The sequence below is a fragment of the Ancylomarina sp. genome (genome assembly GCF_041555295.1).
Lineage (GTDB): Bacteria > Bacteroidota > Bacteroidia > Bacteroidales > Marinifilaceae > Ancylomarina.
Map to the genome: position 1 here is coordinate 1 of NZ_JBFFKR010000495.1, position 1,285 is coordinate 1,285.

A 1,285-nucleotide genomic window follows, 5' to 3' on the forward strand; every position below is an offset into this window, starting at 1 on the left:
AAAAACTTTTCCTTACCATATAGTACACCTACTCCTGTAGGACCATATAATTTATGACCAGAAAAGGCTAAGAAATCCGCATCTAAAGCTTGAACATCGATTTTCTTGTGCTGTATCGATTGTGCTGCATCGATAAGAACCGGCACATTTTTCGAGTGAGCAAAATCAATAATTTCCTTGATTGGATTGATTGTACCAAGTGAGTTTGAGATATGATTGACAGCTAGAATTTTTGTGCGATCTGTAATTAGTTCGTCCAATTTCTCAATCATTAGTTCGCCATTATCGTTGAAAGGCAAAACTTTTAGACTTGCTTTCTTTCGCTGACAAAGCATTTGCCAAGGTACGATATTAGAATGATGCTCCATTTCAGAAACAATTACCTCATCGCCCTCAGAAATATAACATTCCCCAAATGAGTTAGCAACCAAGTTAACACTCTCGGTAGTACCCGAAGTGAAAATCACTTCGTGAGAATGTGCTGCATTAATAAATTTCTGAACCTTAATACGAGCATTTTCTGCTCCTTCAGTCGATTTATTACTTAAATAATGAATTCCACGATGAATATTAGAATTGTATTTATTGTAATATTCCACCATCACATCAGTTACCTGAGTAGGTGTTTGGGTCGTTGCTGCGTTATCGAAATACACCAATGGTTTTCCATATATTTTTTCAGATAAAATAGGAAAATCCTGACGTAGTTTATTTAAATCTAAACTCATTCTTTTCAATTAATGATTAGTGATTAGTAATTGAAATTATTAATTACCAATTGATAATCAATTTATTGGTTACAAGCTATCGCGCAAGTATTACATTTAGAAATCTCGCCTCTCAATCGCTTCTCAACTAATTCGTCAATACGATCTTTAAGAGCATCAATTCTAATTTTTTCAATAATCTCGTGAGCAAAAGCAAACATCAACATCATGCGCGCCTCCTTTTCATTAATTCCACGAGCACGTAAGTAAAATAAAGCGTCATCGTCCATCTGACCAACAGTGGCACCATGACTACATTTCACATCATCGGCATCGATAATCAACTGAGGCTTGGTATTGATAACAGCGGTATCAGATAATAACAAGTTGTTGTTTTTCTGATAAGCTTCTGTTTTTTGTGCATCGCGACGAACATGAATCTTTCCAGTAAATGCAGCCGTAGCTTCATCGTCCATTACGCCTTTAAAGTGTTCGTTACTCACACAATTAGGTTTAGCATGGTCTGCGAAAGTGAAATTATCAACATGCTGATTACGATCCATCAAATACATACCATA

At 35.8% G+C, this 1,285-nt stretch carries 2 protein-coding genes; both read right to left on the reverse strand.

All coding sequences use genetic code 11. The features are described 5' to 3' along the window. Window positions 1-728, reverse strand: a 728-nt coding sequence (locus ABY905_RS17380) for an aminotransferase class V-fold PLP-dependent enzyme (RefSeq protein ID WP_372646182.1), incomplete at its 3' end; no start/stop codon positions are given. Between the two features lie 62 nt (window positions 729-790). Then, window positions 791-1,285, reverse strand: a 495-nt coding sequence (locus ABY905_RS17385) for a SufD family Fe-S cluster assembly protein (protein ID WP_372646184.1), incomplete at its 5' end; no start/stop codon positions are given.